31 protein-coding genes, 1 pseudogene and 1 riboswitch are annotated in these 24,833 nt (G+C 69.0%); of the genes and pseudogenes, 17 read left to right on the top strand and 15 right to left on the bottom strand.

All coding sequences use genetic code 11. The features are described from left to right. The 11 genes and pseudogenes from ABIS05_RS04485 to hisA all read left to right on the top strand — a co-directional run. Positions 1-117 (top strand): annotated as a pseudogene (locus ABIS05_RS04485) (IS5/IS1182 family transposase); the annotation flags it as partial. A gap of 68 nt (positions 118-185) precedes the next feature. After that, positions 186-428: a BolA family protein gene (locus ABIS05_RS04480; protein WP_348013901.1), complete on the top strand. Its 243-nt coding sequence runs from the start codon at positions 186-188 to the stop codon at positions 426-428. After that, positions 425-1,102, top strand: a complete 678-nt coding sequence (gene hisG, locus ABIS05_RS04475; protein WP_407074901.1) for an ATP phosphoribosyltransferase — start codon at positions 425-427, stop codon at positions 1,100-1,102. Before ABIS05_RS04480 ends, hisG begins: the two co-directional genes overlap by 4 nt. Then, positions 1,099-2,412: a histidinol dehydrogenase gene (hisD, locus tag ABIS05_RS04470; protein ID WP_348013900.1), complete on the top strand. Its 1,314-nt coding sequence runs from the start codon at positions 1,099-1,101 to the stop codon at positions 2,410-2,412. Before hisG ends, hisD begins: the two co-directional genes overlap by 4 nt. A gap of 60 nt (positions 2,413-2,472) precedes the next feature. Further along, positions 2,473-2,691: a CopG family transcriptional regulator gene (locus tag ABIS05_RS04465; protein WP_199702451.1), complete on the top strand. Its 219-nt coding sequence runs from the start codon at positions 2,473-2,475 to the stop codon at positions 2,689-2,691. Then, the gene (locus ABIS05_RS04460; RefSeq protein WP_348013899.1) at positions 2,688-3,119 is read left to right on the top strand and encodes a PIN domain-containing protein; all 432 of its coding nucleotides are present in this window, start codon (positions 2,688-2,690) and stop codon (positions 3,117-3,119) included. Before ABIS05_RS04465 ends, ABIS05_RS04460 begins: the two co-directional genes overlap by 4 nt. Then, entirely contained in the window at positions 3,116-4,198 is a 1,083-nt protein-coding gene (gene hisC, locus ABIS05_RS04455) for a histidinol-phosphate transaminase (RefSeq protein WP_348013898.1), read from the top strand. Before ABIS05_RS04460 ends, hisC begins: the two co-directional genes overlap by 4 nt. Beyond that, entirely contained in the window at positions 4,195-4,803 is a 609-nt protein-coding gene (gene hisB, locus ABIS05_RS04450; protein ID WP_348013897.1) for an imidazoleglycerol-phosphate dehydratase HisB, read from the top strand. The genes hisC and hisB overlap by 4 nt, the downstream gene beginning before the upstream one ends. Continuing rightward, a complete protein-coding gene (locus ABIS05_RS04445; RefSeq protein ID WP_348013896.1) occupies positions 4,800-5,396 on the top strand; it encodes a hypothetical protein in 597 nt (198 codons plus the stop codon). Before hisB ends, ABIS05_RS04445 begins: the two co-directional genes overlap by 4 nt. Beyond that, positions 5,393-6,043: an imidazole glycerol phosphate synthase subunit HisH gene (gene hisH, locus ABIS05_RS04440; protein WP_348013895.1), complete on the top strand. Its 651-nt coding sequence runs from the start codon at positions 5,393-5,395 to the stop codon at positions 6,041-6,043. Before ABIS05_RS04445 ends, hisH begins: the two co-directional genes overlap by 4 nt. 53 nt (positions 6,044-6,096) lie before the next feature. After that, entirely contained in the window at positions 6,097-6,846 is a 750-nt protein-coding gene (gene hisA, locus ABIS05_RS04435) for a 1-(5-phosphoribosyl)-5-[(5-phosphoribosylamino)methylideneamino]imidazole-4-carboxamide isomerase (protein WP_348013894.1), read from the top strand. 155 nt (positions 6,847-7,001) lie between these two features. Here hisA and ABIS05_RS04430 read toward each other — a convergent pair whose 3' ends face one another. Next, a complete protein-coding gene (locus tag ABIS05_RS04430) occupies positions 7,002-7,589 on the bottom strand; it encodes an FxDxF family PEP-CTERM protein (RefSeq protein ID WP_348013893.1) in 588 nt (195 codons plus the stop codon). Positions 7,590-7,710: 121 nt separating this feature from the next. Here ABIS05_RS04430 and hisF point away from each other — a divergent pair, with 121 nt between their 5' ends. The 6 genes from hisF to ABIS05_RS04400 all read left to right on the top strand — a co-directional run bounded on the left by hisF (position 7,711) and on the right by ABIS05_RS04400 (position 11,916). Continuing rightward, positions 7,711-8,484 (top strand): imidazole glycerol phosphate synthase subunit HisF, encoded by a 774-nt coding sequence (gene hisF, locus ABIS05_RS04425; RefSeq protein ID WP_348013892.1) that lies wholly within the window; start codon positions 7,711-7,713, stop codon positions 8,482-8,484. Further along, positions 8,481-9,107: a 16S rRNA (guanine(966)-N(2))-methyltransferase RsmD gene (gene rsmD, locus ABIS05_RS04420; RefSeq protein ID WP_407074900.1), complete on the top strand. Its 627-nt coding sequence runs from the start codon at positions 8,481-8,483 to the stop codon at positions 9,105-9,107. The genes hisF and rsmD overlap by 4 nt, the downstream gene beginning before the upstream one ends. Next, the gene (coaD, locus tag ABIS05_RS04415) at positions 9,104-9,601 is read left to right on the top strand and encodes a pantetheine-phosphate adenylyltransferase (protein WP_348013891.1); all 498 of its coding nucleotides are present in this window, start codon (positions 9,104-9,106) and stop codon (positions 9,599-9,601) included. The genes rsmD and coaD overlap by 4 nt, the downstream gene beginning before the upstream one ends. 1 nt (position 9,602) lies before the next feature. Beyond that, positions 9,603-9,734, top strand: a complete 132-nt coding sequence (locus ABIS05_RS04410) for a hypothetical protein (RefSeq protein ID WP_348013890.1) — start codon at positions 9,603-9,605, stop codon at positions 9,732-9,734. Further along, positions 9,725-9,976: a YfhL family 4Fe-4S dicluster ferredoxin gene (locus ABIS05_RS04405; RefSeq protein ID WP_348013889.1), complete on the top strand. Its 252-nt coding sequence runs from the start codon at positions 9,725-9,727 to the stop codon at positions 9,974-9,976. Before ABIS05_RS04410 ends, ABIS05_RS04405 begins: the two co-directional genes overlap by 10 nt. Before the next feature lie 164 nt (positions 9,977-10,140). Continuing rightward, positions 10,141-11,916 (top strand): PQQ-binding-like beta-propeller repeat protein, encoded by a 1,776-nt coding sequence (locus tag ABIS05_RS04400; protein WP_348013888.1) that lies wholly within the window; start codon positions 10,141-10,143, stop codon positions 11,914-11,916. Between the two features lie 375 nt (positions 11,917-12,291). On the opposite strand, the gene ABIS05_RS04395 is transcribed toward ABIS05_RS04400, so the two are convergent. The 14 genes from ABIS05_RS04395 to pth form a co-directional block, all read right to left on the bottom strand. Next, positions 12,292-12,567 carry a hypothetical protein gene (locus ABIS05_RS04395; protein WP_348013887.1) on the bottom strand — a complete coding sequence of 92 codons (276 nt, stop codon included), beginning with the start codon at positions 12,565-12,567 and terminating at the stop codon, positions 12,292-12,294. Between the two features lie 122 nt (positions 12,568-12,689). Continuing rightward, positions 12,690-14,153 carry a cobyric acid synthase gene (locus ABIS05_RS04390; protein ID WP_348013886.1) on the bottom strand — a complete coding sequence of 488 codons (1,464 nt, stop codon included), beginning with the start codon at positions 14,151-14,153 and terminating at the stop codon, positions 12,690-12,692. Next, on the bottom strand, positions 14,150-15,139 hold the full coding sequence (locus tag ABIS05_RS04385; RefSeq protein WP_348013885.1) for an aminotransferase class I/II-fold pyridoxal phosphate-dependent enzyme: 990 nt from the start codon (positions 15,137-15,139) through the stop codon (positions 14,150-14,152). Before ABIS05_RS04385 ends, ABIS05_RS04390 begins: the two co-directional genes overlap by 4 nt. Beyond that, on the bottom strand, positions 15,136-16,053 hold the full coding sequence (gene cbiB / locus ABIS05_RS04380; RefSeq protein ID WP_348013884.1) for an adenosylcobinamide-phosphate synthase CbiB: 918 nt from the start codon (positions 16,051-16,053) through the stop codon (positions 15,136-15,138). The genes ABIS05_RS04385 and cbiB overlap by 4 nt, the downstream gene beginning before the upstream one ends. Continuing rightward, on the bottom strand, positions 16,053-16,385 hold the full coding sequence (locus ABIS05_RS04375; RefSeq protein WP_348013883.1) for a DUF1636 domain-containing protein: 333 nt from the start codon (positions 16,383-16,385) through the stop codon (positions 16,053-16,055). Before ABIS05_RS04375 ends, cbiB begins: the two co-directional genes overlap by 1 nt. After that, positions 16,382-16,951 carry a cob(I)yrinic acid a,c-diamide adenosyltransferase gene (gene cobO / locus ABIS05_RS04370; protein ID WP_348013882.1) on the bottom strand — a complete coding sequence of 190 codons (570 nt, stop codon included), beginning with the start codon at positions 16,949-16,951 and terminating at the stop codon, positions 16,382-16,384. The genes ABIS05_RS04375 and cobO overlap by 4 nt, the downstream gene beginning before the upstream one ends. A 3-nt stretch (positions 16,952-16,954) precedes the next feature. Beyond that, entirely contained in the window at positions 16,955-18,244 is a 1,290-nt protein-coding gene (locus ABIS05_RS04365) for a cobyrinate a,c-diamide synthase (RefSeq protein ID WP_348013881.1), read from the bottom strand. Further along, positions 18,241-18,999 (bottom strand): ABC transporter ATP-binding protein, encoded by a 759-nt coding sequence (locus tag ABIS05_RS04360; protein WP_348013880.1) that lies wholly within the window; start codon positions 18,997-18,999, stop codon positions 18,241-18,243. Before ABIS05_RS04360 ends, ABIS05_RS04365 begins: the two co-directional genes overlap by 4 nt. Further along, a complete protein-coding gene (locus ABIS05_RS04355; protein WP_348013879.1) occupies positions 18,996-19,976 on the bottom strand; it encodes an iron ABC transporter permease in 981 nt (326 codons plus the stop codon). The genes ABIS05_RS04360 and ABIS05_RS04355 overlap by 4 nt, the downstream gene beginning before the upstream one ends. A gap of 136 nt (positions 19,977-20,112) precedes the next feature. Further along, positions 20,113-20,967 carry a helical backbone metal receptor gene (locus ABIS05_RS04350; protein WP_348013878.1) on the bottom strand — a complete coding sequence of 285 codons (855 nt, stop codon included), beginning with the start codon at positions 20,965-20,967 and terminating at the stop codon, positions 20,113-20,115. Next, positions 20,960-21,517: a bifunctional adenosylcobinamide kinase/adenosylcobinamide-phosphate guanylyltransferase gene (gene cobU, locus ABIS05_RS04345; RefSeq protein WP_348013877.1), complete on the bottom strand. Its 558-nt coding sequence runs from the start codon at positions 21,515-21,517 to the stop codon at positions 20,960-20,962. The genes ABIS05_RS04350 and cobU overlap by 8 nt, the downstream gene beginning before the upstream one ends. 7 nt (positions 21,518-21,524) lie before the next feature. Beyond that, complete coding sequence (locus ABIS05_RS04340) at positions 21,525-23,393, bottom strand: TonB-dependent receptor domain-containing protein (RefSeq protein ID WP_348013876.1); 1,869 nt, start codon at positions 23,391-23,393, stop codon at positions 21,525-21,527. Positions 23,394-23,467: 74 nt separating this feature from the next. Continuing rightward, positions 23,468-23,699, bottom strand: a riboswitch (cobalamin riboswitch). Further along, the gene (locus tag ABIS05_RS04335) at positions 23,695-24,108 is read right to left on the bottom strand and encodes a hypothetical protein (RefSeq protein ID WP_348013875.1); all 414 of its coding nucleotides are present in this window, start codon (positions 24,106-24,108) and stop codon (positions 23,695-23,697) included. Its footprint overlaps the riboswitch before it by 5 nt. After that, the gene (pth, locus tag ABIS05_RS04330) at positions 24,105-24,737 is read right to left on the bottom strand and encodes an aminoacyl-tRNA hydrolase (protein ID WP_348013874.1); all 633 of its coding nucleotides are present in this window, start codon (positions 24,735-24,737) and stop codon (positions 24,105-24,107) included. The genes ABIS05_RS04335 and pth overlap by 4 nt, the downstream gene beginning before the upstream one ends. Positions 24,738-24,833 lie beyond the last annotated feature (96 nt).

The raw sequence follows: 24,833 nt of genomic DNA, 5'->3' as shown, positions 1-24,833 counted from the left end.
AAGCTGCTCGTGCGATACGAGAAACTCGATCGCAGCTTCCTCGCGCTCAACCACATCGCCGCAGCGATCATCGCGTTCCGCAAGGTGCCGCTGACAATAAACATTATTTACGGATAGGCTCTAAGTCACGAAGGAGGCCAACAAGGTGAGCCTCTAAAATCCTGGGTTTTCCCGAGGACCGATCCATGGCCGACCCGACACCGCAAGAAGTGCGCGACTTCATCGCCGCAGGCCTGCCCTGCGCGCATCTCGAAGTCGAGGGCGACGGCCGCCATTTCTTCGCCACCATCGTGTCGGACGAGTTCAACGGCCTCTCTCGCATCAAGCGCCACCAGCGTGTCTACGCCGCCCTCGGCGAGCGCATGCGCGAGCAGATCCACGCGCTGTCGATGAAGACCCTGAGCCCCGCCGAATGGAGCGCCCGATGAGCAGCATGACGACCGGCCTGACCCTGACCCTCGCCCTCTCCAAGGGCCGCATCTTCGAAGAGACGTTGCCGCTGCTGCGCGCCGCTGGCATCGAAGTGCTGGAAGACCCCGAGACCTCGCGCAAGCTGATCCTGCCGACCAACCGCGACGGCGTGCGCATCGTCATGGTCCGCGCCAGCGACGTGCCGACCTATGTGCAATACGGCGGCGCCGACCTCGGCGTGGCCGGCCGCGACGTGCTGCACGAGCAGGCGCTGGCCCAGGGCGGCTCGCACGGCCTGTACCAACCGCTGGACCTGAACATCGCCCGCTGCCGCATGAGCGTGGCCGTGCGCGCCGACTTCGACTACGCCGCTGCCATCAAGCAGGGCTCGCGCATCCGCGTGGCCACCAAGTACACCGAGATCGCCCGCCAGCACTTTGCCGACAAGGGCGTGCACGTCGACCTCATCAAGCTCTACGGCTCGATGGAGCTCGCGCCGCTGACCGGCCTGGCCGAGGCCATCGTCGACCTCGTCTCCACCGGCGGCACGCTGCGCGCGAACAAGCTGGTCGAGGTGGAGCACATCATGGAGATCTCGTCCCGCCTCGTCGTTAACCAGGCCGCGCTCAAGTTGAAGCGCGACCTGCTGCGCCCGCTCATCGACGCCTTCGCCGCCGCCATTCGCCCATGAAGCTCCGCCAACTCTCGACTGCCGCCGCTGACTTCGCTGCCGAGTTCGAGCGCCTGCGCCATTGGTCGGCGGAGACGGATGCCGCCATCGAAGGCCGCGTTGCCGAGATCCTGGCCGATGTGCAAAAGCGCGGCGACGCTGCTTTGCTGGAATACACCGCGCGCTTCGACCGCATGCCCGTCGACAGCGTTGGCGCGCTGGAGATCGGCCAAGCCGAGTTGCAGGCCGCGTTGGCCTCCATCACGCCCGCCCAGCGCAGCGCGCTCGAAGCCGCCGCCCAGCGCGTGAGGGCCTATCACGAGCGCCAGCTCGAAGCCTGCGGCCTCAGCTGGAGCTACCGCGACGACGACGGCAACCTGCTCGGCCAGAAGGTCACGCCGCTGGACCGCGTCGGCATCTACGTGCCCGGCGGCAAGGCGGCCTACCCGAGCAGTGTGCTGATGAACGCCATCCCGGCTCATGTTGCCGGCGTGCAGGAAATCATCATGGTCGTGCCCACGCCGGACGGCGTGCGCAACCCGCTGGTGCTGGCCGCCGCCGCCGTGGCCGGCGTGCACCGCGTGTTCACCGTGGGCGGCGCCCAGGCCGTGGCCGCGCTGGCCTACGGCACGGCCACCATCCCGCGTGTCGACAAGATCACCGGCCCGGGCAACGCCTACGTCGCCTCGGCCAAGAAGCATGTGTTCGGCCAGGTCGGCATCGACATGATTGCCGGCCCCAGCGAGATCCTCGTCATCGCCGACGGCACGACGCCGCCCGACTGGGTGGCGATGGACCTCTTCAGCCAGGCCGAGCACGACGAGCTGGCGCAGAGCATTCTGCTCAGCCCCGACGCGGCTTACCTCGACGCCGTGCGCGCCAGCATGGAGCGCCTGCTGGCTGAGATGCCGCGCGAGGCCGTCATCCGCGCGTCGCTCGAGGGCCGCGGCGCGCTGATCCTGACGCGCTCGATGGAAGAGGCCTGCGAGATCAGCAACGCCATCGCGCCCGAGCACCTGGAGATCAGCGCCGCCGAGCCGCAGCGCTGGGAGCCGCTGCTGCGCCACGCCGGCGCGATCTTCATGGGCGCGTACACCAGCGAATCGCTGGGCGACTACTGCGCGGGGCCCAACCACGTGCTGCCCACGGCCAGCACGGCGCGGTTCTCATCGCCGTTGGGCGTCTACGACTTCCAGAAGCGCAGCAGCCTCATCGAGGTCAGCGCCGAGGGCGCGCAGGCGCTGGGCCGCATCGCCTCCGTGCTGGCCCACGGCGAGGGCCTGCAGGCCCACGCCCGCGCTGCCGAAATGCGGCTCAAACGCCCGGGCTGAGGCTGCACCTCGCATCACACGAAGTTCGTGCAACACGAACTTCGTGTGATACTGCGGCGCATGAAGAACGTCACCGTGTCCATGGACGATGCCGTCGCCGAATGGGCGCGGCTGGAGGCGGCGCGGCGCAACACCAGCGTCTCGCGACTGCTCGGTGAGCTGCTCGCCGAGAAGATGCAGCACGACGACGCCTACGAGCGCGCGCTGCAGGACTGGCTGCACCGCGAACGCAGCTGGTCGTCCGACGGCCAACCCTATCCCGGTCGAGGCATCCTGTGAGTGCCGATCTCGTCTTCGTTGACACCTCCGTGCTGCTGTTCAGCGAGGACGGCGCCCGCCCGGCCGAGCGCGAGCTGGTGCTGGCCTGGCTGCGCGCGCTCTGGTCCACCCGCCGGGGCCGCGTGTCGGTGCAGGTGCTGAACGACTTCTACCTGCTGGCCACGCGCCAGATCAGCCCCGCCATGCCGCAGGGCGACGCCCGCGCCGAGGTGCGCCGCTACCAGCACTGGCGCCCCTGGGCGACCGACCAGGCCACGGTCGACGCCGCATGGTCGCTGGAGAGCCGCTTCGGCCTGCCGTTCGCCGACGCCCTCGTCGTGGCCAGCGCCAAGGCACAGGGCTGCACCCGCCTGCTCAGCCTGGCCCTGCCGCACGACGCCGTGTTCGACAGCGTGCAGGTGCTCAATCCTCTCGTCACCGCGCCATGACCTCAGCCCTCGAAAAAGCCCTCGCCCAGATCCGTTCCGACGTGCGCGCGGCGCATGCCTACGTCGTGCAGCCCAGCGACGGCCTGCTGAAGCTGGACGCGATGGAGAACCCCTACCGCCTGCCGCCGGAGCTGCAGCAGGCGCTCGGTGAACGCCTCGGCGCGCTGGCGCTGAACCGCTACCCGGCGGAGCGCACCGCCGAACTGGCCCGCGCGCTGGCCCGCCATGCCGGTGTGGGCGACGACGTGGGTGTCACGCTGGGCAATGGCTCCGACGAACTCATCGGCCTGCTGACCATTGCCGTCGCCAAGCCCGGCGCCACCGTGCTGGCGCCTGTGCCCGGCTTCGTCATGTACGAGGCGCTGGCGCGCCAGCAGCAGCTCAATTTCATCGGCGTGCCGCTGCGCTCCGACGACTTCGAGCTGGACGAGCCCGCCATGCTCGCCGCCATTGCCAAGCACCAGCCTGCCCTGATCTACCTGGCCTACCCCAACAACCCGACTGCCACGCTGTGGGACGCGGCCGTCATCGAACGCATCGCCCAGGCCGCGCCGGGCCTCGTCGTCATGGACGAGGCCTACCAACCTTTCGCCAGCCAGGACAGCCTCTCGCTGATGGCCCGCCAGCCCAACGTGCTGGTCATGCGGACGATGAGCAAGTTCGGTCTGGCCGGTGTGCGCATCGGCTACCTGCTGGGGGCGGCCGAGCTGGTCGGCCAGATCGAGAAGCTGCGCCCGCCCTACAACATCAGCGTGCTGAACGCGGAAGCCGCCTTCTTTGCGCTGGAGCATGCCGACGTCTACGCTGCCCAGGCGGCCGAGCTACGCCAGCAGCGCGAGCGCCTCTTTGCGGCGCTGCAAGCCATGCCCGGTATCACGCCCTGGCCGAGTCAGGGCAATATGATCCTGGCCAGGGTGCAGGACGCGGCCGCCACCTTCGCGGCGCTGAAGGCGCGCGGCGTGCTGATCAAAAACGTCTCGGCCATGCATCCGCTGCTCGCGAACTGTGTGCGCCTCACCGTCGGCACGCCCGACGAAAACACCTTGCTGCTCCAAGCGCTCGAAGACAGTCTGTCATGACCACACCTCCCGTCACTTCACGAGTAGCCGAAGTCACCCGCAACACCCGCGAGACGCGCATCACGGTGCGCATCAACCTCGACGGCACGGGCCAGTCCAAGCTGCAGACCGGCATCGGCTTCTTCGACCACATGCTCGACCAGATCGCCCGCCACGGCTTGATCGACCTGGACGTGCAGTGCGAGGGCGACCTGCACATCGACGGCCACCACACGGTGGAAGACGTTGGCATCACGCTCGGCCTGGCCGTGGCCAAGGCCGTGGGCGACAAGGCCGGACTGACGCGCTACGGCCACAGCTACGTGCCGCTGGACGAAGCGCTGTCGCGCGTCGTCATCGACCTCTCCGGCCGCCCCGGCCTGCACATGGACGTCAAGTTCACGGCCGGCAGCATCGGTGCCTTCGATACGCAGCTGACCTTCGAGTTCTTCCAGGGCTTCGTCAACCACGCGCTGGCCACCGTGCACATCGACAACCTGAAGGGCCACAACGCCCACCATCAGGCCGAGACCATGTTCAAGGCCTTCGGCCGCGCGCTGCGCATGGCGGCGGCGCAGGACCCGCGTTCGGCGGGCGTGATCCCGTCGACCAAGGGCTCGCTGTGAGGGTTCTGTTGCGAGCCGGCCTGATGGCGGCCGCAGTGGCCGCTTGTGCCGGCGCCTGGGCGCAGGACGGCGCGCCGTGCCACCATCCCAAGACGCAGCAGGACCTGCCGCAGGTGCTCGGCCCCGGCTTTGTGCGCGAGGCCACGCACAGCTATGAAGCCCAACTGCCCGGCGGCGGTTGCAGCGTCCGGTACAAGCACCCCGCCGGCATGTGGGCCGACGTCTTTATCTACCGCGCCGGCCACGGTGTCATCGAGGACACGGCGCGTGACCCGCGGCTGATGGCCGAATTCCAACAGGCGCTGAGCGGCATCGTGCAGGGCTGGAAGCAGAAGAACAAGGGCGTCGTGCGCGATACCGAGGCGAAGTACGTGCAGCGCGGCGATGCGCGCATCGAAGTGATGACCGCCGTTGCGGTCATCGAAGTGCCAGACGTGACCACCTACCGGACACACGTGCAGCTTTGGAGTGGCGGTGGCTCGATCTGGAAGCTTCGCGCCACCTTCTCTGATGCGGACCGTGCCGTGTCCGACCCGGCCATCGAGGCGCTAGGCAATGCCTTGGTCGACCTGTCCCGGGAGACCGCTCAATGACCCGGCGCACCGTCGCCGTCGTCGACTACGGCATGGGCAATCTGCGCTCGGTATCGCAGGCAGTCATTCATGCCGCCGAGGGCCAGGGCTTCGAGGTCGCCATCACCTGCGACCCCGAGGTGATCCGCGCCGCCGAACGCGTCGTGCTGCCGGGCCAGGGCGCCATGCGCGACTGCATGGCCGAACTGGCTGCCTCAGGCGCCAAGGAAGCTGTGCTCGAAGCCGCCGCCACCAAGCCGCTGCTGGGTGTGTGTGTCGGCATGCAGATGCTGCTGGACCACAGCGAGGAGCAGGACACCCCCGGCCTCGGGCTCATCCCCGGCCGCGTGCAGCGCTTTCGCCTCGAAGGCCGGCTGCAGGAAGACGGCAGCCGCTTCAAGGTGCCGCAGATGGGCTGGAACCGCGTGCACCAGCCGCGTGCGCACCCTGTGTGGGCTGGCATTCCGGACGACAGCTGGTTCTATTTCGTGCACAGCTTCTATGCGACGACAGCGTTGCAGGAACACAGCGCCGGCGAGACCGACTACGGCGCTCGCTTTACCTGCGCGGTGGCCCGGGATAACATTTTTGCGACCCAGTTCCACCCCGAGAAAAGTGCAGCTTTGGGCCTCGCGCTTTACCGCAACTTCCTTCGTTGGAACCCTTGACCGAACCACTGCGGTCCGCACTTTCTCCCCACCTTCTCACGCTGCTCCCGGCCATGCTGCTGATCCCTGCGATTGACCTGAAAGATGGTCGCTGTGTCCGCCTCAAGCAAGGCGACATGAACGACTCCACCACCTTTGGCGAAGACCCCGCCGCGATGGCGCGCCGCTGGCTCGATGCCGGCGCACGGCGCCTGCACCTGGTGGACCTGAACGGCGCCTTCGCGGGCAAGCCGGTCAACGAGCCGGCCATCAAAGCCATCATCAAGGAGCTGGGCGACGAGATCCCCATCCAGCTCGGCGGCGGCATCCGGGACCTCGACACCATCGAGCGCTACCTGGACGACGGCCTCAGCTACGTCATCATCGGCACGGCCGCGGTCAAGAATCCCGGCTTTCTGAAGGACGCCTGCAGCGCCTTCCCTGGCCACATCATCGTCGGCCTGGACGCGAAGGACGGCAAGGTCGCCACCGACGGCTGGAGCAAACTGACCGGCCATGAAGTGGTCGACCTGGCGCTGAAGTTCCAGGACTACGGTATCGAAGGCGTCATCTACACCGACATCGGCCGCGACGGCATGCTGTCCGGCATCAACATCGAGGCGACCGTCAAGCTGGCCCAGGCGCTGACCGTCCCGGTGGTCGCCTCGGGTGGCCTCTCGGACATCGCCGACATCGAGCGCCTGTGCGCCGTGTTCGGCGACGGCGTCGAGGGCGTCATCTGCGGCCGCTCCATCTACACCGGCGCGCTGGACTTCACCGCCGCCCAGGTTCGCGCCGACGAACTCATGGCAGCGGCGGGCTGAACAGAGGCCCCTCGTCCAAGGAGTACCTTGGCCGGTCCCCGAGGGGACGGCGATGCTTGAGGCATTGAGCCACAAGCACATCGCTAAGCGGGCCGGCTCGGGGGCGGCACGGCGCTCGGCCCGGAACCCCGTCTGCCCGCGCCGCAGCCAGTTGTTCAGCCGCGGCGGCGGCGCCCCACCCAGGCAACCACGCCCAGCCCAGCCAGCATCAGCGCATAGGTTTCAGGCTCCGGCACGGCGGTGACGAAGGTACGGATCTCGCCGGCACCAAAGGTCGTGGTGTGGATGTTGAGGTAGGCGTTGCCTGACATCAGGTTGCTGATCAGGTGGGCTTCCGCCTGTGCGGCGGTGCCGCCGCTGGCGGTCACGAAGGTGGCGCTGTACATGCCGGCCTGCGTCAGGTCGATGATCTTGACGTAGGAGCCCGAGCTCACACCCAGCGGGAAGTCGGGCAGGCGGCCGATGCTGGCCTGCGCCAGCGCCACGCCGGCGGTCCCGGTGTTGGCGGCGGTGGTGCAGCAGTGGATGTGCGCATTGGTGGTGGTGCCCGACAAGCCCGCCCAGGTGGCGTTGATGAGCAGCGTGTGGCCGTCATCGTCGTACTCCAGGGACAAGGTGCCCGAGCCGGTGGCTCCCAAGACATCGGGGGCGAAGGTGCCCACGAAGGTCGTGCTGTGGGCCGAGGCGGCGGTGGCGCCGAGGGCAAGCGTTGCGGCGAGCAGGGCAGGTTGAAGCAATCTCATCGTTGTCTCCGTGGGGTGGTTGGTTGTGAATCGAGCACCCGCGATTGAGCGTTGTTCCCGCGCCGCTGCGAAGCCCTAGGTTGCAAAGGAATAATCCGGGTTCGATTTCCGTCCCCCTCTCATGCTCGCCAAACGAATCATTCCCTGCCTTGACGTCACCGCCGGCCGCGTGGTCAAGGGCGTCAACTTCGTCGGCCTGCGCGACGCGGGCGACCCGGTGGACATCGCCGCCCGCTACAACGAGCAGGGCGCCGACGAACTGACCTTCCTCGACATCACCGCCACCAGCGACGGCCGCGACCTGATCCTGCACATCATCGAAGCCGTCGCCAGCAAGGTCTTCATCCCGCTGACGGTGGGTGGCGGCGTGCGTGCCGTGGCCGATGTGCGGCGCCTGCTGAACGCCGGTGCCGACAAAGTCGGCTTCAATTCCGCCGCCGTGGCCGACCCCGAGCTGATCCGTGCCGCCAGCGACAAGTACGGCGCCCAGTGCATCGTCGTCGCCATCGACGCCAAGCGCCGGGCCGACGATGACCCGAGAGGACCGGGCTGGGACGTCTACACCCACGGCGGCCGCAAGAACGTCGGCCTCGATGCTGTGGCCTGGGCCAAGCAGATGGCCGAGTACGGTGCCGGCGAGATCCTGCTCACCAGCATGGACCGCGACGGCACCAAGAGCGGCTTCGACCTGACGCTGACCCGCGCCGTGTCGGACGCGGTGTCCATCCCCGTCATCGCCTCCGGCGGTGTCGGTTCGCTGGAAGACCTGGCCGACGGCATCACCCTCGGTGGTGCCGACGCGGTGCTCGCCGCCAGCATCTTCCACTTCGGCCAGCACACGGTGGGCGAGGCCAAGGCGCTGATGGCGGCGCGCGGCATTCCGGTGCGCCAATGAGTACCGGCAAGCGGGACGAGCGCCGAGCCGCGTCTCCGCAGGGGATGGACGCGGGCAGGCAGTCCGCCAAGGGCCCAGGCGAGATCCGAATCATCGGCGGCCAATGGAAGCGCTCCAAGCTGCCCGTCCCCGACCTGCCGGGCCTGCGCCCCACGGCCGACCGCATCCGCGAGACCCTCTTCAACTGGCTGGGCCAGACGCTGAACGGCTGGCGCGTGCTGGATGCGTTCGCGGGCACCGGGGCGCTGGGTTTCGAGGCGGCGTCTCGCGGGGCCGATGCCGTGGTGATGATCGAGCGCGAGGCGGCGCTGGTGGACGGGCTGCGGGCCAGCCAGAAGCGCCTGCAGGCGACCGCCATCACCATCCTCCGGGCCAACGCGCTGAACTGGATGACGGCCAGCGCGGAGCGCTTCGACCTCATCTTTCTAGACCCGCCGTTTGCGGACGACCTGTTCGACCGGGCGCTGGCCGCCGCCGTGCCGTTGCTGACCGAGGGCGGCGTGATCTACGTCGAGTCCCCGCGCGACATTCCCGCGCCGGCCGGATTCACCGCCTGGCGCCAGGGCCGCGCGGGCGCCGTGCATTACCAATTGCTGCGACGCGACGAGAATCCGGCTTCATGACCTCCCGCACCCAGATCACGGCCATCTACCCCGGCACCTTCGACCCGATCACCTTGGGCCACGAAGACCTGATGCGCCGTGCCGCCGGCATGTTCGAGCGCCTCGTGGTGGCGGTGGCCGTCGGCCATCACAAGAAGACGCTGTTCCCGCTGGACGAGCGCCTGGCGATGGTCCAGGAAGCTGCGGCACCGCTGGGCAATGTGGAGGTGTGCGCCTTCGATGGCCTGCTGCGCGATTTCGTGCGGACCCACGCAGGCCGCGTCGTCGTACGCGGCCTGCGCACCGGCGGCGACTTCGAGTACGAGTTCCAGATGGCCGGCATGAACCGCAAGCTCATGCCCGAGGTCGAGACCATCTTCCTGACGCCGGGTGAGCGTCACCAGTACACGTCCAGCACCTTCGTGCGCGAGATCGCGACGCTGGGCGGCGAGGTGGCGGAGTTTGTGTCGCCCGGCGTGCTGGCGCGCTTGAATGACAAGTTCAAGGAGGCGTGAGATGGCGCTCATGATTACCGACACGATCGGCGGGAATCGGCAACGCATGCGTTGCCCCGCCGAGCGCGGCGAGCGCATGCAGGCGCTTGCCGTATTCGTCCGGCAACCCGATGGAGGCACGCCGTGGCATTGATGATCACGGACGAATGCATCAACTGCGACGTCTGCGAACCCGCCTGCCCGAACAACGCGATCTCGATGGGCGAGGAGTTCTACAAGATCGAGCCCAGCAAGTGCACCGAGTGCATCGGCCACTTCGATGAGCCGCAGTGCGTGATGCTCTGCCCCGTGGCCTGCATCCCGATCAATCCGGCTCACATCGAGACGCGCGACACGTTGCTGCAGAAGTACGAACGCCTGACCGCAGCGGTTTAGCAAACCAAGACACATGCAGGCTTCGCTCAACATGAAGGGCCACGACGGAGTTGTTTCGCTTTCGGGGCAGCGTGTTGCTGCCGACGACGGCGACCGATCAATTCGGCACGGAACCGGCGCGATGTCTTGGAGCGAATGGGCCACGCTGGCAGCGGCGTAGCCTCATGGGGGCTTTGATCGGCTGGCGTGCTCGAGCGCTTGGCGGGAATACTTCCTCGACATCCGAGAGGGAGCGGGTCCCCGCAAGCCGTCGGTGCGGCGATGAGAATGAGGGCCCGTCATTGCCCTCGCTTGTCATGCGTCACCCGTTCATCGTCCTTGGTTTGCTTGCACTTTCAGCTTGTGGTGGCGGTGGGGGAGGCAGCAGTTCGAGCCCGGGCACGGGTGGTGGTGGCGCTGACAACAGCTGGCTGAGCTTTTCACCCACGACGAACGAGGTCACGACCCACACGGGGGAATCGGCGCCTTTCACGATCAAGGCCGTGTCCAGCAAGGTGATCGACGGCGTCATCAACGTGGGGGTGATCGACAGCCGCGGCGTCATCAGCCCGGAGATCGATCTCCGCCACCCTTCAGCCATGACTTACACGGCGGGCCTCAAGGTTGCCCCGACGCTGGCGACCGGCATCTATGAAGGGAGCTTCGAAGTCAGGCTGTGCCGCGACGTGCCGACGACTTGCGCCCAGCCCATTGCCGGCTCGCCCTGGCAAGTGCCCTACAAGATCACGGTCCGGCCGGCCACCAATCTGACCGCATTGACCTCGCTGCCTGGTGCTGCCGGCTGGTCCACCTACCAGGGCGATGCCATGCATACGGGCTTCGTCGATGCAACGGTGTCGGCTGAAAACTTCAACCGGCGCTGGGTGCGCGGCATCTCGACGGCCTCGATAGCGACGGACGCGACGCGCGTGTTTGTCAACGCATCCAACAGCGTTGCCGGGCCGCTCAGGGCGCTGAACGAGCACGACGGCAGCGACCTCTGGACCACCTCGCGCAGCAGCGTTCTCAGCGGCCCGGCCAGCAGCGGTGGCAAGGTCTGGACAGTGGCGCTGGATGCCAACGGCCGTGGCCCAGAACTCTGGGCGGTCGATGCTGCCACCGGCGCCACATTGAGCGGCGTCCAGTTCTACAACAGCAGCTTCCCCAGCCTCAGGTTCGCGCCGGTGCCGGCGGGCGCCAGCGTCTTTTTCGCGGCGGACTCCGGCACCACCATTGGTCGCCGCCGCCAGTCCGACGGCGCGGCTGAATGGCTGACGAACTTCGGACCATCACCGTCCGTCGACGCCTGGACGCCCACCATCGGTGGTGGGTTGGCGATGGTGTTCGACCTGGGCACGCTGCATGTGACGGACCTCGCCACGGCGACGAAGAACTTCAGCATCGTCGGCCCCAGGCCGTTGTCAGGGTCCAGTGTCTGGGCGCCCTTCGGTGCGCCCTCGTTGGGGGCGAACGGCATTGCCTATGCCACCGCGTACAACGCCCAGTCCAGCACGCCGTCTGGGCAACTGGCCGCGTTCGACCTGAACACGCGCAGCCTGCGCTGGACAGGCAGCCTCAACACCGTGCGCTCCAATCCCGTGCTGGCACGTGGCGTCGTCTACGTGACGTTGGCGAGCCGCACGTTGCAGGCTTTGGATGCCGCGACCGGCACGGAGCTGTGGCGCTGGGACGTGCCGCAGCCGCCCGCGGACCCCAACGCACCGGCTTCCGCACCGGGACCTTACGGCCCGAACGCGCCGCTGCTCGTGGTGGGGGATTACGCATTCATGGGCGTCGACCAGGTCACCTATGCGGTGGACCTGCGCACCCATCAGCTGGCTTGGCAATACCCGCTTTCCGGACCACTGGCCGTATCGGCCAACGGCGTGCTGTATATCGCCAGCGACCAGAACGTGGTGGATATCAGCGCCAGGAAGCTGGTCGCCATCAATCTGCGGTGAACACGCTTGGCAGCCTGCATCGAAGGCAGCAGCCACTTGGCCAGCACGGCGTTGTCGTTGTCGGTCTTTTGCGAAAAGCCGCGCACCGTGTCCGAGGTCGTTCCTTCCCCCGCACCCACGGAGGTGATGTAGAGGTTCATGTCGTGGTTGGCGGTGCTGAACAGCTCGCCGCTGGGGGACGGCAGCGTGAAGTTGTTGGGGTCTCGGGGGCTGGGGTTGACGTGCGTGTACGGGTAGGTCCCCAGCAGCGGGATCGGGTCCAGGTCGTGCGCGACGCGGAAGATGTTCTCCTTCTTGATGGAGTCGTGGAATGCCGCGAACGTGCCGAACGCGCCCACGCGCGGGTGCTTGTTGTTGTACTGATTGCCCGGTGCGTCAGATCACCTTGGACAAATCGAGTGACCACACGAACGAGTTGTTCGTGCGCAGGTCCAGCGTGTCGAGCCAGAGCGTGGTGCCGCTCATGGCCCAGCGCTGCACGTTGCCGTCGTCCAGGCCCAGCTTCAGCATCTCCAGCCCTTGTGGGTAGCGGTCGGAGTACAGCACCAGGTGGTCGAACTTCTTCGCGTAGACCTCGGCCTTCAGGCGCACCCGGTCGGTGTGGAAGAGCACCAGCGCCGCATTCGGGGCGACGGGCCAGGCTTCGAACATGCGGAACGGCGGCCCCTTGCTCGTGTCGGGCTCGATCAGCCCGAGGTTGCGGAAACGATGGGCGGCCAGACTGGCTGGCCCGCGTCCCGCGGCGCACGACCGGGCGAGGGGCTCACTTTCCTTCAGGCGATCAAGCCGGCGATCTTGCCCGGCTGGAAGTGCAGGTCAATGAAGTCGGCGAGGCCATCGAACACCGCCTCCAGCGGCCGGCCCGTCTGGCCGAACAGCGCCTGCAGCACGGCCGGCTGCTCGAACAGGCCGTGGGCGTAGACGCCCAGCACCCTTCCGCCGAGGCCCGCCTGCCAGCCGATGGCTTCGCCCTCGGCATTGCGCAGCGCCACGCGCGGCGGCTCGAAGGCCGGGTGGGCGCGCGTGCGGCCGTGGCGGATCTCGTAGCCACGCGCATGCACCAGAGAGAGCGGCGCCCACGGGCCGTCCAGCGGGTCGAAGGCCACGGCGGTGTCGAGCAGCAGCTTCTGCGTCTCGAACACCGTGACCAGCGGCAGCAGCCCCAGGCCGGGCGCATTGCCGTCCACGCCCTGCGTGTCGATCAGCGCCTCGCCCAGCATCTGCAGCCCGCCGCAGATGCCCAGCACCGGGCCGGCGTGGCTGTTGATGGCGGCGTCCAGCTTCTGCGCGCGCAGCCAGGCCAGGTCGGCGGCGGTGGCCTTGGAGCCGGGCAGGATGACCCAGTCAGCGCCCGCCAGGTCGCGCGGCTCGCGGGCCCACGAGAGGCGCACGCCGGGCAGCTGGCGCAGCGGCTGGAATTCGTCGAGGTTGGAGATGTGCGGGTAGGCGACGACGGCGATGTGCAGGCCGGCGCCGGTGGTGGCGCGATCAAACACACCGTCTTCCTCGGGCAGGCCGTGATTGCGCCACATCGGCAGCGTGGCGATGGTGGGCACGCCGGTCAGCGCCTGCAATTGCTCGGGGCCGGGAGCCAGCAATCCCGCGTCGCCGCGAAAGCGGTTCAGCACGAAGCCCTTGACCTGTGCGCGCACGTCGGCCGGCATCAGCTGATGCGTGCCGTAGAGGTGGGCGAAGGCGCCGCCGCGGTCGATGTCAGTGACGAGCAGGCAGGCCGCGTTGGCGTCGCGCGCAGTGCCGAGATTGACGTAGTCGCTGGGCGCCAGATTGATCTCGGCCGGCGAGCCCGCGCCCTCGATGACGACGACATCGTTCTCGCTCATCAGCTCGTGCAGCGCGGCGCTGGCACGCGGCTTGAGCAGAGCGCTGCGCTCGCGCCAGGCCATGCGCGATAACGCTGCGTCCACCTCGCCCAGCACGACGACCTGGCTCTGCGTGTCGGCCTCGGGCTTGAGCAGCACGGGGTTCATGCGCACCTCGGGCACGCGCTTAGCGGCCAGGGCCTGGAAGTACTGGGCGCTGCCGATCTCGCCCATTCGTCCATTCAGCCCAGGCACGACACGCGCGTTGTTGCTCATGTTCTGGGCCTTGAACGGCGCGACCTTCAGACCTTGCCGTGCGTACCAGCGGCACAGTGCCGTGGCCAGCCAGCTTTTTCCCGCGCCACTGGTGGTGCCCAGCACCATGACGGCCTTGGCGGTGTGGCCTTTCGGGCTCATGCGTCCTCGCTTTCGATCTCAACTAGCGCCAACTGCAGCGCCTGCTGTGCAGTTGGCGGCTGGGCCGACACACGCACCCAGCCGGACAGGCCGAAGGAGGTCGCGTCGCGCAGGCGAATGCCCCATTCGTGCAGCCGCGTGTCGATGTCGTGTCGCGGCGGGCGGGCCAGCCAGAAGTTGGTGCAGCTGGGTCGCTGCTGCCAGTCCAGCGCGGCCAGCATCGCGCGCTGGGCGGTGGTCCATTCGCGCAGCCGAGCACGGGCGTCCATCAGCCAGGCGGTGGTCGTGTCGTCATGCCAGTGCGACAGCAGCGCCACGCCTTCGGCCGACAGCACCCAGCTCGGCGCCAGTGCCTGCGCGTGCGTCCAGACGGCATCGGGCGACGGCGCAATGAGGTAGCCGGCGCGCACGCCGGTCAGGCCCAGCGCCTTGTTGGGGCAGACCAGCTGCCAGGCGTTGCGCGGCAGCATGGGCGCCGCGCCGTGCAGGCGCAGCGGCTCGTAGGCGCGGTCCACGGCCACCAGGTGTTCGCCCAGATCGGGCCAGGCCGCCTCGCTCGCACCGGTCGGGTTGCAGGGTTCGCAGATCCACACCAGTGCCGGTGCTGTCGGGCGCACTTCGGCCGGGTCGGCATAGGACTTCACGGCCAGTCCGAGCGCATGCGCCGCTGCGGCGTAGTCGCCAAAGCCAGGTTGCGGCACCCAGGCCTCGCGCTGGCCGGCCAGCATCGCCGCCAGCGTGAGGCGGCGTATGCCCTCGGCGCCGCCAGCCGTGGGCAGCACCAGGTCGTGATGGGTCGCGTGAGCCTCGCCCAGGCTGCGGCGCAGCGCGGCGTAGTGCGGGTCGGGGTAGGCCTGGCGGTCGGCCTGCTGCACCGCCTGCCACAGCGCCGGCGGCGGGCCCAGCGGGCTCGCGTTGGTCGAGAAGTCGTGCGCCACCGGTGGGCCGCCGTCGGGGCCGCCGTGTTCGGCTTGCAGAGAGTTCATGGCGCCATCCTCAGCGCCCAGGCCAGCGCGGCGATCAACACGGTGCCGACGATGACGCCCTGCCGGGCCACCGTGCACGCCGCCTGCAGCGCGCCAGCCGCTGCGGCTTGCCCGCCAGCGTGCAGCGAGTAGACACCCGGTTTGCTCAGTCGAACGCCCAGCCGCAGCGCCATCGCGGCCATCGGCCAGCCGCTGTTGGGCGATGGCGTGCGGCGCGCCTCGCGCGCCACGGCCAGCAGCGACGGCGGCAGCAGCACCAGCGCCGTCAGCCGCGCCGGCAGCCAGCTCAGCGCATCGTCAGCACGCGCCGCCCACTTGCCGCTCCACTCGCGCTCGTCCCGGTAGCCCCACATCGCATCGGCGGTGTTGGCAAAGCGGTAGATGGCCGCGCCCGGCAAGCCCAGCAGCGCGAACCAGAAAAGCGGCGCGATGACGGAGTCGTTCAGGTTCTCGGCGAGTGTCTCGATGGCGGCCTCGCGCACTTCGGTCTCGGACAGCATTGACGTGTCGCGGCTGACAAGCCTGGAGAGCCGGGCGCGGCCGACATCGAGCGATTCGGCCAGCGCCATCTCGACGGCCATCGCTTCGTCGGCCAGCATGCGCCAGGCGAGCAGCGGCTTGAGCAGCAGGCCGAGCAGCAGGGCCGCGCCCAGCAGGCGCACCGGCGACACCGACGGCTGCAAAGCGATCAGCACCCAGCCCGCCAGCCACAGCGCAATGAACCCCACCACAGCTGCGCCGACAAGCCAGGCCAGCGCCCCCGCGATGAAGCCCAACGCGGGCGGCAGCTTGGTCAGCTTGAACCACCCCAGGTAGCGCCCCATGCCCACGACGGGGTGCATCCATGTTGGTGGTTCGCCCAGGCGGTCCACCAGCAAGGCTACGAGGATGGACAGGGGCAGCAGCAGGCTCATCACAGCGGCGGCAGCCGGGCCACCAAGCCGCTCTTCAGCAGCTCCGGGCGGCGGCTCCAGGCCAGCAGGCCGTCACCGGGTTCCGCATGTTGGGCGGCCACGGCCAGCAATGCGTCGACGCTGGCCGCGCCGGGCGCCAACTGCCCGAACAGATAGCTGTGCTTGCCCGCGCCCTGCAGCGCCGCCGTGCAGCTCTGCTTGCAGGCGGCCATGCAGGCCTGGCCGCGGATGGCCAGCGGCAGGTTGCGTGCCAGCGCCTCGTTCTCGACAGCCTCCAGCAACAACTGCCCCTGGCCGTCGGTGCAAGTCGTGCAAATGATGAGCGCGCTCAATCCTCGATGCCCCGCTGCGCCGGTACGCCTGCCTTGTAGTGATGCTTCACCAGCGTCATCTCCGTCACCGTGTCGGCCAGCTCGATCAACTCGGCCGGTGCACCGCGCCCGGTCAGCACGACGTGCACATGCGAGGGCCGCTCGCGCAGGCAGGCCAGCACCGGCTCCAGCGGCACCCAGCCGTAGCGCAGCGGATACATGATCTCGTCCAGCACGACGAGGAAATGGTCGCCGCTGCGGATGGTGGCTTCGGCGCGCGCCCAGCCCTCGCGGGCCAGCTCGGCGGAGTGCTCCAGGTCCTTGCTCTTCCACGAAAAGCCGTCGCCCAGGCCGATGATGGGCACGCCAAGTTGTTCGAAGACGCGGTGCTCGCCGAAGCGGGCGCTGGGCACCTTCATGAACTGGAAGATCAACACCGGCTTGCCGCGCCCATGCGCACGCAGCGCCAGGCCGAAGGCGGCCGTGCTCTTGCCCTTGCCGTCACCCGTGTGAACCAGCACGAGGCCACGTCGCTCGGCGGTGGGGATGACGCGTTCGCGGTCGATGGGAGGTTGTTCGATTTCCATCAGTCAGCCCTTGAAGAATTCGGCCACAGCCTCGGGGTTGGACGGGAAGTAGTGGTGCACATAGCTCGCGCGCAGCGAGCCGTGTTGGAAGAGCGCCTCGGTCGTCTTGCCGCCGTTGGGGTTGGTGGCGTGCGCCACCGGCGCGAGCGGCGTCTCCAGCGTGGAGTGGTGATAGCTGTGGCCGCGCAGCGGGCCTTCGGGCCAGGCTATGGCCTGCAGGCCCAGCGCGGCCAGGCGCTGCTGCACGCGGGCATGGCCGGGCATCAGGCCGGCCATGCGGTGGGCGTGGCCGGTGGCGTCGGTCAGCTCATCCAGCAGCGCCAGCATGCCGCCACATTCGGCCAGCAGCGGTTTGCCGGCCGCGACGTGGGCCGCCAGCGATGCAGCCAGCGTCGGGTGGCTGCCCAGCGCGTCGCCATGCAGCTCGGGGTAGCAGCCGGGCAGCCACAGCGCGTCGCAGGCGGGCAGGGGCTCGTGGGCAATGGGCGAGAAGAAGGACAGCTCGGCGCCGAGTGCGCGCAGCAGGTCGACGTTGGCCGGGTAGATGAAGCCGAAGGCGGCGTCGCGCGCGATGGCGATGCGCCGGCCGGCCAAGCGTGGGGCAGGCGGTGGCTCGGGTTCCTGCGGGAACTCGACCGCGCACAAGGCCAGGCCCGGCCGCAGCGCGGCCTCCCAGGCGTCAGCCCAGGCACCCAACTTTCCGTCCAGCCCCGGCTGCTCCAGCGCCTGCACGAGGCCGAGGTGGCGCTCCGGCAGGCTCAGCGCTGCCTCACGCGGAAACGCTGCGATCAATGGCAGATCGGCGGGCAGGCCTTCCAGGAGCATGCGGCCGTGCGCCGGGCCGCCCACGCGGTTGGCGATGACGCCGCCGTGATGAACCTCGAGCCGGAAGCGCTGCAAGCCCGTGGCGAGCGCGGCGAAGGTCTGAGCCATTGCCGAGGCGTCGATGACGCAGACGACGGGTAGGCCGAAAGCGACTGCAAGGTCGGCGCTGCTCGGGTCGCCGTCAAACAGGCCCATGACGCCCTCGACGAGGATCAGGTCGGCCTCGGCCGCCGCCTGCGCCAGCAGCGCCTGGCAGTGCGCGAAGCCGCCCATGAAGAGATCGAGCTGGTAGACCGGTGCGCGGCTGGCGAGTTCGAGGATGCCGGGGTCGAGGAAGTCAGGCCCGGTCTTGAAGACGCGCACACGCTTGCCGCGCCGCGCGTGGCTGCGGGCGATGGCTGCGGTGATGCTGGTCTTGCCCGAGCCGGAGGACGGCGCGCTGATGAAGAGGGCAGGGCAGGACGTCATAGCGGCAAGGCGACCCAGCGCCCCTCGATCTGCGCGATGTGCAGGCTGGGCCCGAACACGCGCCGCAGCGCGTCGTGCGTGGCCGCGTCGGCCGGCGCGCCGGTGTGCACGATGCGGCCGTCGGCCATCAGCACGAGGTGGTCGGCCTGCAGCGCGAGGTGTAGCTCGTGCAGCACGCTGACGACGCTGTGCCCGGCCGCCACGCGCGCCCGCACCAGCGCCATCCACTCGGCCTGGTGGGGCGGGTCGAGATGGGCAAGCGGCTCGTCCATCAGCGTCAGCGGCGCGTCCACAGCGATGGCGCGGGCCAGCAGCACGCGTTGGCGCTCGCCGCCCGACAGCGAGCCCAGGCGCCGCTCGCGCCAAGCCCAGCTCTGCGTGGCCTGCATGGCGGCGTGCACGGCGGCCTGGTCTGCAGCCGTGGGTGGCGCCAGCCACGGGCGGTGGGGCAGGCGGCCGAGCATGACGACGTCGTGGGCCATCAGGTCGTCGGCGCCGGTCTCCTGCTGGCCCATCCAGGCCAGATGGCGGGCGCGCTCGCGGCTGGGCCAATCGCTGAGCGCGCGGCCGGCGAGTTGCACGGTGCCGTCGCAGCGCTGCAGGCCGGCCACGGCGCGCAGCAGCGTGGACTTGCCGGCTCCGTTCGGGCCAACGATGGCCGTCCAGCGGCCTTGCGGAATCACCAGGTCGATGCCGCTGATGAGGTCGCGGCCGTCGATGCGGACGCGCTCGATGCGGGCTTGCAGGGCGCTCATCGGCGGGGTGCTCCGCGCCTGTGCATCAGCACCAGCAAGTAAACGCCGCCGAGTAGCGCCGTCACGAGGCCGACGGGCAGCTCCTGCGGCCGGATCAACCCGCGCGCGAGCACGTCTGCCGCCAGCAGCAGCGCGCCGCCGGCCGCAGCCGACATCATGATCAAACGGCCGTGCAGCATCGGGCACAGCGCGCGCACGAGATGGGGCGCAACAAGGCCGACAAAGGCGACGATGCCCGTCTGCGCGACGGCCGCACCCGTGGCCAGCGCGAAGGCGCAGATCAGCAGCAGCCGCATCAGGCCCATGCGCACGCCCAGCGATGCGGCGGTGGCTTCGCCCAGCGTCAGCGCGTCCAGCGCCGGGCTGGCCAGCAGGCCGACGACGAGCGCCGCCGCACCGCTGGCCGCCATCACCGTGACGCTGCTCCAGCCCAGCAGCCCGGTGTTGCCGAGCAGGAAGGCCTGCATGGCGCGCAGGATGTCGGGCGCCCACAGCGTGGCCAGGCCGGTCAGCGCATTCAGCACCACGCCGACGACGACGCCGGCCAGCAGCAGCCGCAGCGTCTGCTCCACGCCGCGCGCGAGGATGAGCGTGAGGCCCACGCCCACCAGCGTGCCGACGAAGGCGATGCCGGTCAGGCCGACGTGGGCGAGCAGCGACGAGGTCTGCGGCGAGATGCCCGTCAACGCCAGCGCGACGGCGACGGCCAGGCCCGCGCCCGAGGCGCTGCCGAGCAGATAGGGGTCGGCCAGCGGGTTGCGGAACAGGCCCTGCGCCATCGCACCCGCCATGCCCAGCAGCGCGCCCGCGAGCCACGCGCCCAGCGAGCGCGGCAGCCGGATCTCCCACAGGATGACGCCCATGCTGTCGTCCTGCAGATCGGCCCAGCCGGTACTGCCGGTCAGCACGCCGGCCAGCACGCCGGCGGCGCCGACGGCCAGCAGCAGCACGAGCAGGACGCCGGGACGCAGGTTCACGCCTCGCCTCGCTGCCGTGGTTGACGCACGAGAGCTTCAACGCAGCCACAGAGGCACAGAGACACAGAGAGACCTGTGTTCAGCGACCGAATTTCTCTGTGCCTCTGTGCCTCTGTGGCTGTGTTCGGCGTTGGCTTCATGAGCCCGCCTTCTCGCGTAGGCACTTGGCCATGATCTGCGCGGCCTCGGCCATGCGCGGCCCGGGGCGGGACAGGATGTCGCCCTCATCGGGCTTGAAGACGCAGACGCGGCCGCGCTTGATGGCGTCGATGCGGTCCCAGCCTGGGCGTTGGGCCAGGCCCTCGACGCCGCGCTGGCCGATCATGATCAGCGCCGGGTTGGCCTTGACGACGAACTCCGCATTGATCTTGGGGAAGGGGCCGAGGTCGGGCGGGATGATGTTGCCCGCGCCGAGCTTGGTCAGCGTCTCGCCCATGAAGGAGACGGTGCCGGCCGCGTACAGGCCGCTCGCCACTTCGTAGTAGACGCGCACGCCGCGCGCCGATGCCGGCACGCTGCTGGCCGCCGCCGCCACGCCGGCGTCGATGTGGCGCCAAACGCGCTGCGCGTCCGGCACGCCCAGCACCTGGCCGATGACGCTCAGCACGCGCTGCACATCCTTGTAGCTTCGCGGCTCCAGCGCGATGACCTTCATGCCCAAAGCGCGCAGCCGCTCGGCCACGCGGGAGGACGCGGCGACGAGCACGACGTCGGGCTTCAGCGACGCGATCACCTCGACGTTCGTGTCCTCCATGCCGCCGAGCTTGGGCAGCGCGTTCACGCTGGCCGGGAAGTTGGAGTAGCGGTCGACGCCGACGAGGCGGCCGCAGGCGCCCAGCTCGCAGACCGTCTCGGTCAGCGACGGCAGCAGGCTGACGATGCGCTGCGGCGGCGCGGTGATCACCGTGGTGTGACCGAGATCGTCCTTGATCTCGACGGCGCTGGCGGGCAGCGCCAAGGCGAGCAACAGCAGGGTTAGCAATCTAAGCATCGAAAGAATCCTCGACAGGTCGCGCCCAAGCCTGGCCCGCCACCATCAGTGTCAACCGGCCACACAGGCGCGCGATGTCCTGGTTGAGCCGGCCGAGTTCGTCGACGTAGTCGCGCACCTCGCGGCCCAGCGGCGACACGCCCCAGCCCACCTCGTTGGAGACGAAGACGACGGGCGACGCCAGCTGCGGCAGCAGGGCCAGCAGCGTCTGCCGCTCGACCTCCCAGCCATTGCAGTCGGGTGCGCTGTTCATCGGCATCAGCCAGTTGACGAGCCACAGCGTCAGGCAGTCGACGACCAGCAGCGTGCCCGCATCGTCGGCCTGTTGCAGCGCCGCGCTCAGGCCCAGCGGCGCTTCGATGGTGTCGAAGCCCGCCGGCCGCGTGGCGCGGTGATGGGCGATGCGCGTACGCATCTCTTCGTCGGCGGCGAGTGCGGTGGCGATGACCGCCACTCGCCCGCCGCCGGCCTGCCATCGCAGTGCCAGCCTTTCGGCCTGGCGCGACTTGCCGCTGCGCTGGCCGCCGACGATGAGTTGGTGTGCGGTCATCGCTTCTTTAGAACCGTGGCGTCCAGCGCAGCGACGCCAGCACCGTCATCGGCGCCGAGGCATAGCCGTAGGCCGTCTGGTACTTGCGGCTGAAGGCGTTGTCCAGGTTCAGCTGCAGCTTCACTTCGCGGCTGACGGCCACCTGCGCGTTCAGGTTCACGAGCGCATAGCCGCCGAGCTTTCGCGTGTTGGCGGCGTTGTCGAAGCGCGCCCCCGAGGCCGTCACGCCGGCACCCAGCGTCCACGCGCCCAGCGCCGTGTCGGCATTGACGCTGGCCAGGCGTTTTGCGCGCCGGGCCAGCAGCAGGCCGTTGGCGGCGTCGGTGTGCTTCTGCACGTCCAGCGTGCCGCGTAGGTTCACGTTGGCGACCTTGGTGGCGCCGGCGAAGCTCACGCCCTGCAACCGCGCCTTGGACACGTTCTGGTAGCAACCGAAGCTGCTGTTGCAATTGCCCGCCGCGCCAAAAATGATCAGGTTGCTGATGCGGTTGCGGTAGGCCGTGACCGACAACTCGTGATCGCCGCTGGCCCATTTCAGGCCGGCTTCCATGTTGCGGCCGCGCTCGGCACCCAGGGGCGTGACGCCGGGCTTGCTGAGGTCGGGGCCGTAGACCGTGCCTTGCTGGTAGATCGTCGGCGCGCGGAAGGCGTTGCCGATGGAGCCCACCAGGCGCAGGCCCGGCGCCACCGCGAAGCCCGCCAGCAGCGTGCCCGTGTTGACGTCGCCAAACTCGCTGTCGCGGTCGTGCCGCGCGTGGGCCTGCAGGTCGAAGGCGCCGGCCGACAGCAGATAGCCCAGGCCCATGCCGTCGCGGTGGCGCGTGCCGACGCCGGCCGTCACGAGGCCGCTGTTCTCCAGCTTGTCCTCGATGCGCTCGGCCGTGAAGTTCAGCTGCTGCCCGGCGGACAGCTTGTAGAAGCCGGTCAGCGCCAGGTTGCGCACGCGGGTGTCGGTCAGGTAGGGCGAGGGCGTCGTCTCGTAGCGGTCGCGCGACTCGCCAAAGCTCAGCTGCGTCTGCAGGTCGGGCGTCCACTGCGCCGTCCAGGCCAGGCGGGCCACGTCGGCGTCCTGCCGGGTCAGGTCGTCCACCAGCGGGCGGGACTTGGAGCCGTCGTACTGCGCCACCGTGTGGGTGCGCATGACCAGGGCTTCGGCACGGTGCTCGGCGCTCAGCTGTGCGCCCACGCGCACCATGGCCTGGCGCTTGCGGAAGCCGTCACGGTCCGGCACGTAGCTGAAGGAGCCGGGGTAGTCCACGGTGGCGTTGAAGCCGTCGCTGCCTTCGATGGCGGCTGTCACCGCGTAGTCAAAGATGCCGGTAGAACCGAACACACCGCCGTCTGCCTTGTAGGCGCCGAGGTTGCCGGCCGACACGCCGAAGTCGGCGCTCGTGCGGCTGCCGCCCTTGCGCGTGAAGATCTGCACCACGCCGCCGACGGCGTCGGAGCCGTAGATGGCGCTGGCCGGGCCCTTGAGCACCTCGATGCGCTCGATCTGCGACAGCGGCAGGCCTTGCCAGCTGGCGCCGCCGGTGGATTGCGAGTCCACCTTGACGCCGTCGATCAGCACCAGCGTGTGCCGGTTGTCGGCGCCGCGCAGGAACACGGACGTGGTCGAAGCCGCACCGCCCGTGCGCGTCACCTCGGCGCAGCCGTTGTTGCGCAGCAGGTCGGCCACGCTGGCGGCGGCCTGGCGCTCGATGTCGGCGCGGGTGATGACGGTGAGGTCGGCCAGCACTTCGGACAGCTTTTGCGGCGTGCGGGTGGCGGTGGTGACGACGGTGTCGAGCTTGTTCTGGGCGTGGGCAGACGCAGCCAGTGCCAGCACGGAAAGGGCCAGCAGCGGCCGACGGGCCGCAAAGAATGATGGGGACATGAAAGGGAAGCGCAAACGATCAAGCAGCCCTGCTGACCCCCGCAGCAAGGCTGAAAACGGCTTCCGGCTGATTGCACGAAAGCCCCGTCGTTGGCCGGTATCCGGGCTGGTGAAACGCCGTTCGACCCCTTCCCGGTGCTGGGCACCAGTGGCTTTTGTCGAACAGTGAGGCGCGAGGCCTCGTCCACTTACCGTTGCGGGGACAGCTCAGGTTAGGTTCGTCACGGTGTGACCCACCCTCCTGATTCCCGTTGAACTGCACCCGCCATGGAGGCGGGCGCGAGCACCAACGGCGCGGATTCTATCGGCCGTCGCTGTTGGCCTTGGCGGCTGGCTTGCGCGGCTTGGCCGTCTTGGGTGGCTTCAGGTAGGTGACCTTCGGTGCGCTCGCCGGCTGGGCCGGTACCGCCGAAGGCTGCAAGCCGATCAGCGTGGCGCGCGTGTGGCGCCCCTCGGCGTCGCTGGCGCGGCGCGCCGAGGCCAGCGCGGCGGCTTGCTTGGCGTCGGCCAGATGGCGGGCACGCGCCGCGCGGCTGTCGGCGTTGCTGGGCTCGTCGTAGTCCACGCTGCTGGCCGCCGTGCCGCCGGGGCAGGGCGAATCGCGCAGGTCGCGGCCCTCGGCACCGCAGCGGTAGACCTGGGTGCGCCGGACCTGCGTCTGCGCGAGGCAGGGCAGTGCGATGCAAAAGGTCAGAACCAGCAGTAGCGGCTTCATGAGGGCGGAGTGTCTACCGGTGGCTCGGGTTTGGGGGGCTTGGGCCGGGGCGGTTTCGCGTGAATTTTGGCGAGGGCCTTGTCCATCTCGCCGCGCAGCATCAGCTCGACGGCGCCGTAACTCTTCTCGATGCAGTCCTCCACCGCCTGGCGCTCGGCCAGTGGCGGCTTGCGCAGCACGTAGCCGGCCACTTCGTCTTTGTGGCCGGGGTGGCCGATGCCCAGGCGCAGCCGCCAGAAGTCGCCACTGCCGAGCTGGGCCTGCATGTCCTTCAGCCCGTTGTGGCCGCCGTTGCCGCCGCCCTTCTTGAACTTCATCTCGCCGGGCGGCAGGTCCAGCTCGTCGTGGATGGCGAGGATTTCCTCCGGCGCGATCTTGAAGAAGCGGGCCAGCGGCGCGACCGACTTGCCCGAGAGGTTCATGTAGGTCATGGGCTGCAGCAGCCAGATGGGGCCGCTGGCGCCGGGCGCGTTGTTGGCCCGGGCGACGAGGCCGTGGTAGGCCTTGTCCGGCCCGAGGCTGACCTTGAGGCCGCGCGCGAGGCCGTCTATCCACCAGAAGCCGGCGTTGTGCCGGGTGTCTTCATATTCAGCGCCTGGGTTGCCCAGGCCGACAAGCAATCGGATCATGCGGTCATCCTAGCTTTTGGAACTTTGAACAGATTCCAGCCCAGCAACGCTCTAGCTACATTCGCCCAGGAAACTTCGCTGCATCAGGAGTGGATT

The organism is Roseateles sp. (assembly GCF_039929605.1).
Taxonomy (GTDB): Bacteria; Pseudomonadota; Gammaproteobacteria; order Burkholderiales; family Burkholderiaceae_C; genus Pelomonas.
Note: the sequence above shows the minus strand (reverse complement) of the source record. Positions and strands in the feature narration are given on the sequence as shown.